The sequence below is a fragment of the Methylorubrum podarium genome (assembly GCF_022179745.1).
GTDB classification, from domain to species: Bacteria; Pseudomonadota; Alphaproteobacteria; order Rhizobiales; family Beijerinckiaceae; genus Methylobacterium; species Methylobacterium podarium.
On sequence record NZ_BPRD01000259.1, the window covers coordinates 1 to 7,362 of the forward strand.

Genomic DNA, 7,362 nt, shown 5'->3' on the forward strand with positions numbered 1-7,362 from the left:
GCCACGAGGGCGATGACGAAGTGGCTGTAGCCGCTGGTCAGCCCGACGAGGCCGAGGCCGGCGAGCGTCAGGGCCAGGATGGCGAGCGGCATCGCGGCCGGCGCCCGGAGAAGCGAGCGCATGGGTCAGACCTTGTTGACGGCGGCGCGGCCGAGCAGACCGTTCGGGCGGAGCGCCAGCGCCAGGATGATGACCGAGAACACGACGATCTGGGTCGCGCCGGAGCCGAGCGTGGCGGTGACGCCCGCCTCCACGAGGCCGTAGAGCAGGCCCGCCAGCACCACGCCGGTGGCCGAGCCGATTCCGCCGAGGATCGCCACCGCGAAGGCCTTGATGCCGAACAGCGCGCCCATCTCGGCCGAGACGGAGAAGAGCGGCGCGATCAGCAGGCCCGCCGCGCCCGCGAGCACGGCCGAGAGCGCGAAGGCGCAGGCCACGGTGCGGGCGACGTCGATGCCCATCAGCCGCGCGGCCTCGGCGTTCTGCGCCACCGCCAGCAGCACGCGGCCGAGTTCCGTCCCGCGGAACACGGCGCGGATCGCCACGGCGGCGGCGATGCCGACCACCGGGATCACGAGCTGGAGCGGGTAGATGCCCGCGCCGAGAACCTGAACGGGCGCCGAGACCAGGGACGACGGCAGGCTGCGCGGCTCCTTGCCGAAGGTGAACAGCAGGACGTTGTCGAGGATGATGCCGCCGGCCACCGTGGCCAGGAGCCACGCGTCCGAGCCGCGCACCACGAAGGGGCGCACCAGCAACCGTTCGACGGCGAGCCCGAGCAGGGCGCAGCCGGCCAGGGACGCGGCGATTGCCAGCGGCATCGGCCAGCCGAGCTGGACCCCGAAGGCGTAGCCCAGCACCGCCCCGAGGGTGACGGCGCTGCCCTGAGCGAAGTTCACGGTGCCGGACACCGCGAAGGTGATGTGGAAGCCGAGCGCCACCAGCCCGTACATGCTGCCGAGGCCGAGCCCGCTCACGAGGGTTCCGGTCAGCACGGGCGCCTCCCCGGCCGCAGGCTCGAACGGCGGCTCGAACGGCGGCTCACTTGGACACCGCGACGATCTCGCCGTTCCGGAAGCTGGCGAAGATGTAATCGTCCGGTTTCAGGGCGTCGTGCCGGTCCGGGGCGAACGGCGCTTCGTAGGTCTTGATCAGGCCGGCATAGGCCGGGACCTTGTAGAAGCCGTCGCGGACCTTCGGCCCCTCGGTGGCGCCGGCAGCCTTGATCGCGAGGGCGATCAGGTGCGTGGCGTCGTAGGCATTGGCGATGCCGACCGCGGGCGTGACGTCGGCCATGGACTTGATCGCCGGGTACTTCGCCTTCAGCGCGTCGAGCACCGCCTTGGCCTTCGGGCTGTCGTTGCCCGCGAAGGTGAAGGTCTGGACGAAGTGCACCCGCGCCGCACCGGGGCCCGCGAGTTCGTCGAAGCGCCCGCCGGCCGGCCCCCAGTGGGAGATCACCGGCACGGTCCAGCCCATCCGGTCGAGGGACTTCACCACCTGGGCCGAGGGGCCGACATTGCCGACGAGGAACAGCGCGACGGCCCCCGCCTCGCGCAGCCGCGACAGTTGCGGGACCATGTCGATGTCGTTGGCCTCGTATTTCTCGATGCCGGCGCTGGGGAGACCCGCGGCCTTCAGCGCCGCGACGATGCCCTGCTGGTTCGACTCGCCCCAGGCGTTGTTGACGAGGATCGCGCCGGGCTTCTTGGCGCCGTAGGTCTTCACCGCGTAGGCGACGAGGGCCTCGTCCACGAGGGCGTCGACGGCGGAGACCCGGAACACGTAGTTGTCCGCCGCCCCGTTGCGGGTGATGCCGGTGCCGGCCGCCCAGGGCCCGACGAAGGGCACCTTCATCTGGTTGGCGATCGGCACGATCGCCATCGAGACCGGCGTGTCGAGGCCGCCGATCAGTACCACGACCCCGGCCCGCTGGATCAGCTCGCGGGCGGCGAGCACGCCCTTCGACGGGTTGGCCTCGTCGTCGCGGGCGACGAGTTCCAGGGGCCGGCCGAGGACGCCGCCGCCGCTATTGATCTCCTCGATCGCCAGCCCGATCCCGCGGGAGATCGCCTCGCCCGACTTCGCCGACTGTCCGCTGAGCGCGGTGACGAGACCGATCCGGATCGGTTCGGCGGCCTGGACGGGGCCGAGGCTCGCGAACCCCGCCAGGAGGGCGCCGAGGGCGAGTCGCCGCGTGAGAGATCGGGCTGCGTCGAGGCGGTGGGGCATGGCGATCCGATCCCGTTTGTGGTCGACCGACGTCCGCAACAGCCGTGCCAGCCGGCGCGGCCTTGTTTTCTCTCACATTTTCCGAATCGTTCGACGTCTGCCCGAGAAGTGTGCACAAAGTGCCGGCAAAGTGCATACACTTTCTGCATGCACACTTGTCACGCCTTCGTCATTCTCCCGGGAGGACATGGGCATGATCGGCGCCCGGCAGCACGGAGGTCTCGGCATGGATGAGAAGGAAGCGCGGGCCGCGCGCGATGCGGCGGCGGTGACGGCCTATCTGGAGGCCTCGATGGTGCCGGATCCGGAAACGGCGGCGCGCTACATGGCGCCCGGCATCGCGATCGTCTTCACGGGGGGCCGGGTGTTCCATCATCCGCGCGAGGTCACGGCCTTCAACGCCGGCCGCTACGCCTGGGTCAAGAAGCGAATGGAGCGGCTCGACGTGGTGCCCGGCGAAGGCGTCACCACCGTCTACAGCCTCGGCACGCTCTACGGCGCGTGGCCGGACGGCACCCCGTTCGAGGGCAACCGCTACGTCGACCGCTTCACCGTGCGGGAGGGGCTGATCGTCTCCATGGAGGTGTGGAACGACAGCGCCGAGCGGATTCTCGAACGGCAGGGCGCGGCGGCCTGACCGGTCATCCGTCGACGTAGGGCGCGAGCAGGCGAAGGAGGTCGCGCTCGCGCCGAGGCTCGTCGAGGATGCGCGCCCTTTCTGCGACCGCGTCGAGATGGTGGTCCATCAGGGCGACCGCCCGCCCGGCATCGCCCTCGACCAGGGCTGCCACGATGCCCCGGTGCTCGCTCACCGCGCAGTCGGACGAGTGCGGCCGGCTGTAGAGCGACAGGATCAGGGCGCAGCGGTAGCCCATCTCGGCGACGTAGCGGTTGAGCACCGGGCTGCCGGTCATCTCGGCGAGCAGCAGGTGAAACTCCGTGGCGAGCCGGATCGAGGCGGCCTCGGAACCGCCGCTCGCCCGTTCCTCGCCCTCGATATGCGCTTCGAGCGTGGCCCGCTGCTCGGCGCTGAGCCGGCCGGCGAGCCGCTGGACCACGAGGCGCTCGAGGCTGATGCGCACGTCGAAGGTGTCGCGTGCCTCCTCCCAGCTCGGGCTCGCCACCACGGCGATGCGGTTCCGGCGTAGCTCGACCAAGCCCTCGCCCGCGAGCTGAACCAGCGCCTGGCGCGCGATGGTGCGGCTGACGCTGAACCGCTCGCCGAGCGCGTCCTCGGGCAGCCGATCTCCCGGGGTCAGGGCTCGCTCGACGATGGCTCGCCGGAGGGATCGGCAGATCGCTCCGACGCGGTTGGTCGGGGGGCTCCTCTCGCCCTGTCTCATCGCTGACGCGCATCCTCTTGCACGGCGGACCTCCGGGCCCGGTTCGTACCAGATGCACGATCGACGCCGATGTGCCTCGACCGACCCAATCGTGGAAAAATCGGGACCGGCCGTGCGTCGACCATCACCGGAGAGGCGCCGCGGCACGGTCGGCACCGTCTCGGACGATGCCGAAGGCTCCTAGAGTCTGCCGTCCGCCAGGAGCTCGCGGGTGCGCTTCAGCGTCGAGACGAGGGCCGCCCTGTAGCCGGTCTCGCCGTCGAACTGCGCCCGCTCGGCCTGTTCCTCCGGGCCGTTCGGCGCCTTCCCGCGCAGGCCCAGGTAGCAGTAGAACCGAAGCCGGAGCACACCGGAGCCGTCCTCGAACAGCTCGTTGACGATGGCGCCTTCCCGCGGCCCCGTGGCCTGGAAGAAGGTGACCTTGGCCTGCGGCTCGAAGGTGATGATCTCGCGCAGGTCCTCCCCGCCGATGGTGGCCTCGCGCACGAGATGCGTCGCGCTCTCCTCGACGACATCGCAGCGGGTGCAGAGGCCGGGCGGCAGGAACAGGCGGGCGTCGCGCGCCTTTCGGACCAGGCCGGCCCAGGCCTGCTCGCGGGTCAGCGGGGTCTCGCCCTCCGGGTTCACCGGGACGGTGGCGGTCGAATAGATCATGACGGGTCTCCTGTGACCTTGAGGATGCGGGTTGCGGCTCAGGAAGCGGCCTCGGCGGCGAAATCGCGATAGGAGCGCAGCGGCCGGCCGAGCAGCGCGGTCAGGCGCTCGACGTCGCCGGCCTCGGGCACCATGCCGTCCGTGAGGAAGCGCTCGCCCATCAGCCGCATGTCGTAGGCCATCCAGCCCGGCATGAATTGGCGCAGGTTCCGCTCGAAGCCGGCGATGTGGTCGCCCGGATAGGCGACGGGCCGGCCCAGCACCGCGGACCAGATCGCGGCGAGGCCCGGCCCGGTCAGCGTGTCCGGGCCGACGAGGTTGATCCGGTCGAGCGGGAGCGGCGCGGCCGCCCGCTCGCGGCGGATGAGCTCGAGCGCGGCGACCTCGCCGATGTCGCGCGCATCGACCATGGCGAGGCCCTTCGCCCCGACCGGCATCGGGTAGATTCCGTGCTCGCGCACCACGTCCCGGACCGTGAGGTCGTTCTGCATGAAGTAGGCGGGGCGCAGGATGGTGGCGGCCATGCCCATCCGCTCGATCATGCGCTCGACGCCGAACTTGCCGGCGAAGTGGGGCACGTTCACGGAGACGTCGGCGTGGATCACCGAGAGGTAGACGATCCGCTCGATCCCGGCCTCGCGGGCGGCGTTCAGCACGATGAGCGCTTGGGTGAATTCGTCGGGCACGACGGCGTTGAGCAGGAACAGCGTCGAGACGCCCGACAGCGCGCCGCGCACCGCATCGATGTCGAGCAGGTCGCCCTGCACGGTCGCGACGCCGGCCGGGAGGTTGGCCTTGGCGGTGTCGCGGACGAGGGCGCGGACGTCGGCGCCGCGCGTGAGGAGTTGATCGACGACGTTGCGGCCGACGGTGCCGGTCGCGCCGGTGACGAGGATGGTCATGGTGTTCTCTCCGGTTGGTGCCTGCTGGCCTCCGGAAACCTAATGATCCATATTCCGCCCGATAGACGGCCTGTTAGGACAGGCCGTCTCGCTGGTGGAACGAATGGACCTTCTCGCCCTCGCCGACTTCAACCTCGTCGCCCGGCACGGCGGCGTCGGGCGGGCGGCCCGCGCCTCCGGCCGTCCGAAGGCGACACTGTCCCGGCGGGTCACCGAACTGGAGGCGAGCCTCGACCTGCGGCTGTTCGAGCGGGGGACGCGCCTCTTGAAGCTCACCGAGGAAGGCCGGGCGCTGCACGAGCGGACGGGGGCGCTGCTGGCCGAACTCGACGAGACGGCGGCCGCCATCGCCTCGGGCGGGGGGACGCCGCGCGGGCGGCTGCGGATCAGCGCGCCGCTCCTGTTCTCGCAGGTCGCGATGGGAAAGCTGGCCGCGGAGTTCGCGGTGAAGCACCCGGCCGTGCGCCTGGAGGTGACGACGGAGGACCGGGCCGTCGACATGGTCGAGGAGGGCTACGATCTGGTGATCCGGGTGAACCCGGAGGCGGACGAGAGCCTCGTCGGCCGCGCCTTCCTGCGCGACCGGCTGGTCGTCGTGGCGAGCCCGGATCTCGGCCGGCCGGAGGATGACCGGCCGGTGCCGGCCGTGGTCCGCGGCGGGGACGGCCGGAGCGGAGTCTGGCCAATGATGGCGCCGGGCGGGCGGTCGCGTATCGCCTTCGAGCCGGTCCTCACCCTGTCGTCGCTCATCATGATCCGCGACGCCGTCCGGGTCGGCGTCGGGGCCGCGAGCCTGCCGATCTCGCTCGTCAGCCGCGACCTCCGGGCGGGCAGCCTGGTCCACTGGGGCGACGTCGACGCTCCCGAGATCGCGCTCTGGACGCTCTATCCCTCGCGCCGGCTGCTCAGCGCCCGCGTGTCGGCCTTCCTCGACCACCTGCGGCAGGCATTCCCGCACGGGACGCCGGACGAGCTCACGGCCTTTGTCGGGTCTTGAGCGGCCCCGCTACCCCCGCGACGGGCGGCTTCGACCGAAGCCGGGGGCGGACTCCACAAGGTCGGGCGCGAAGGGCGCGACGTCGCCGCCAAGCAAGCCGGGCAGGTCCGTGAACGCCCAAACCGCACCGCGGCCGGGCTTGCCGTTCAGGATCAGGCGCGGCCCAGCACCAGCCGCATCTTCGTCGCCAGCTCCTCGCGTTGGTAGGGCTTGCTGAGGAGCGGCAGGTCGGCGGGCACGCCCTGGTCGTCCAGGGCCGTGCCCGTGTAGCCCGAGGTCAGCAGCACCCGCAAACCGGGGCGCAGGCGCCGCGCCTCGACCGAGAGCTGCACCCCGTTCATCCCGCCCGGCATCACCACGTCCGAGAACAGGATGTCGATCCGCTCCGGGCCCTGCAGGCGGTCGAGCGCCTCGCTCGCCTGCGTGGCGGTCAGCGTCCGGTAGCCGAGTTCGCCCAGGCTCTCGACCGCCATTTCCAGCACCGCCGGCTCGTCCTCGACCACGAGCACGACCTCTCCGGCGGCCGCCCGGCGCAGCGGCAGCGGTCCCACCGGCTGGCTCTCCGCGACCTGGCCGACCGAGCGCGGCAGGTAGAGCTCCACGCTGGTGCCGCGCCCCGCCTCGCTCTTGATCTGCGCGTGGCCGCCGGCCTGCCGCACGAAGCCGTAGACCTGGCTCAGACCGAGGCCCGTGCCCTTGCCGACCTCCTTGGTCGTGAAGAACGGCTCGAACGCGCGCGCCTTCGTGGCCGCGTCCATGCCGTGACCGGTATCCGTCACCGCCACGAGCACGTAGGCGCCGGGGGAGAGGTCCGGCCGGTCGGCAAGTTCGCCGGCGTCGAGGTGGGCGTTGCAGGTCCTGACCGTCAGCACGCCGCCGCCCTGCATCGCATCGCGCGCGTTCACGGCGAGGTTCAGGACCGCGCTCTCGAACTGCCCCGGGTCGAGCCGGACCGGGTCGAGGCTGGCATCGAGGTCGAGCCGCACCTGGATGGTTTCGCCCATCGCGCGCCGCAAGAGGCCCTGGAAGTCCTTGAGCAGGCGGTTCGGGTTGACCGTCTCGGGCCGCAGCACTTGGCGGCGCGAGAAGGCGAGGAGCTTCTCGGTCACTTCGGCGCCCCGCTTGGCCGCCTGCAGGCCGGAGGTCGCCAGCCGCGCGACGCGCCCCGCATCCTCGGGTCGGCGGACGATCATGTCGAGGTTGCCCACGATGATGGTGAGCAGGTTGTTGAAGT

At 71.4% G+C, this 7,362-nt stretch carries 8 protein-coding genes; 2 read left to right on the plus strand and 6 right to left on the minus strand.

Annotation, left to right across the window (positions count from 1 at the left end):
• Nucleotides 1-125 precede the first annotated feature (125 nt).
• Both MFF42_RS13625 and MFF42_RS13630 read right to left on the minus strand, forming a co-directional pair.
• A complete protein-coding gene (locus tag MFF42_RS13625; protein ID WP_238256214.1) occupies nucleotides 126-995 on the minus strand; it encodes a branched-chain amino acid ABC transporter permease in 870 nt (289 codons plus the stop codon).
• 46 nt (nucleotides 996-1,041) lie between these two features.
• Nucleotides 1,042-2,232 (minus strand): ABC transporter substrate-binding protein, encoded by a 1,191-nt coding sequence (locus MFF42_RS13630; RefSeq protein WP_238256215.1) that lies wholly within the window; start codon nucleotides 2,230-2,232, stop codon nucleotides 1,042-1,044.
• 226 nt (nucleotides 2,233-2,458) lie between these two features.
• Here MFF42_RS13630 and MFF42_RS13635 point away from each other — a divergent pair, with 226 nt between their 5' ends.
• The gene (locus MFF42_RS13635; RefSeq protein WP_238256216.1) at nucleotides 2,459-2,869 is read left to right on the plus strand and encodes a nuclear transport factor 2 family protein; all 411 of its coding nucleotides are present in this window, start codon (nucleotides 2,459-2,461) and stop codon (nucleotides 2,867-2,869) included.
• A gap of 4 nt (nucleotides 2,870-2,873) precedes the next feature.
• On the opposite strand, the gene MFF42_RS13640 is transcribed toward MFF42_RS13635, so the two are convergent.
• The 3 genes from MFF42_RS13640 to MFF42_RS13650 all read right to left on the minus strand — a co-directional run bounded on the left by MFF42_RS13640 (nucleotide 2,874) and on the right by MFF42_RS13650 (nucleotide 5,131).
• The gene (locus MFF42_RS13640; RefSeq protein ID WP_238256217.1) at nucleotides 2,874-3,575 is read right to left on the minus strand and encodes a GntR family transcriptional regulator; all 702 of its coding nucleotides are present in this window, start codon (nucleotides 3,573-3,575) and stop codon (nucleotides 2,874-2,876) included.
• 180 nt (nucleotides 3,576-3,755) lie between these two features.
• Nucleotides 3,756-4,229 carry an SRPBCC family protein gene (locus MFF42_RS13645; protein WP_238256218.1) on the minus strand — a complete coding sequence of 158 codons (474 nt, stop codon included), beginning with the start codon at nucleotides 4,227-4,229 and terminating at the stop codon, nucleotides 3,756-3,758.
• A 38-nt stretch (nucleotides 4,230-4,267) separates the two neighbouring features.
• Complete coding sequence (locus MFF42_RS13650; RefSeq protein ID WP_238256219.1) at nucleotides 4,268-5,131, minus strand: NmrA/HSCARG family protein; 864 nt, start codon at nucleotides 5,129-5,131, stop codon at nucleotides 4,268-4,270.
• A gap of 103 nt (nucleotides 5,132-5,234) precedes the next feature.
• On the opposite strand from MFF42_RS13650, the gene MFF42_RS13655 reads away from it, so the two are divergent.
• The gene (locus tag MFF42_RS13655) at nucleotides 5,235-6,128 is read left to right on the plus strand and encodes a LysR family transcriptional regulator (protein WP_238256220.1); all 894 of its coding nucleotides are present in this window, start codon (nucleotides 5,235-5,237) and stop codon (nucleotides 6,126-6,128) included.
• A 152-nt stretch (nucleotides 6,129-6,280) separates the two neighbouring features.
• On the opposite strand, the gene MFF42_RS13660 is transcribed toward MFF42_RS13655, so the two are convergent.
• Nucleotides 6,281-7,362: ATP-binding protein (locus MFF42_RS13660; RefSeq protein ID WP_238256221.1), on the minus strand; the 1,082-nt coding region annotated here is incomplete at its 5' end.

What these genes read in the sequence shown, in the direction of transcription:
- MFF42_RS13630 (WP_238256215.1), bottom strand. Translation starts at nt 2,232, where the DNA reads ATGCCCCACCGCCTCGACGCAGCCCGATCTCTCACGCGGCGACTCGCC.
- MFF42_RS13635 (WP_238256216.1), top strand. Translation starts at nt 2,459, where the DNA reads ATGGATGAGAAGGAAGCGCGGGCCGCGCGCGATGCGGCGGCGGTGACG.
- MFF42_RS13640 (WP_238256217.1), bottom strand. Translation starts at nt 3,575, where the DNA reads ATGAGACAGGGCGAGAGGAGCCCCCCGACCAACCGCGTCGGAGCGATC.
- MFF42_RS13645 (WP_238256218.1), bottom strand. Translation starts at nt 4,229, where the DNA reads ATGATCTATTCGACCGCCACCGTCCCGGTGAACCCGGAGGGCGAGACC.
- MFF42_RS13650 (WP_238256219.1), bottom strand. Translation starts at nt 5,131, where the DNA reads ATGACCATCCTCGTCACCGGCGCGACCGGCACCGTCGGCCGCAACGTC.
- MFF42_RS13655 (WP_238256220.1), top strand. Translation starts at nt 5,235, where the DNA reads ATGGACCTTCTCGCCCTCGCCGACTTCAACCTCGTCGCCCGGCACGGC.